General features: G+C 63.2%; 1 pseudogene. It reads left to right on the top strand.

Going from position 1 to position 223, the window contains the following annotated elements:
* Positions 1 to 223 (top strand): annotated as a pseudogene (locus tag KKP04_RS16060) (transposase); the annotation flags it as partial.

Raw genomic sequence — 223 nt, 5'->3', positions numbered from 1 at the left:
TGTTCGAGGCGATGTCCGACGATCCGGACTTTGAATATCTGATCGTGGACTCGACCATCGTCCGCGCCCACCAGCACGCCGCCGGCGCAAAAAAGGGGCTGAAGATCAGGCTCTTGGCCGTTCGCGTGGCGGCCTGAGCACCAAAATCCACATGGCTGTCCGAGGTCTCGGCTGCCCTGTCCGCTTCACGCTCACGGCAGGCCAGAAAGGGGATGCGCCGCAG

This window comes from Rhodomicrobium sp. Az07, assembly GCF_018619475.1.
Taxonomy (GTDB): domain Bacteria; phylum Pseudomonadota; class Alphaproteobacteria; order Rhizobiales; family Rhodomicrobiaceae; genus Rhodomicrobium.
This window is presented reverse-complemented; position numbering and strand designations above follow the sequence as displayed.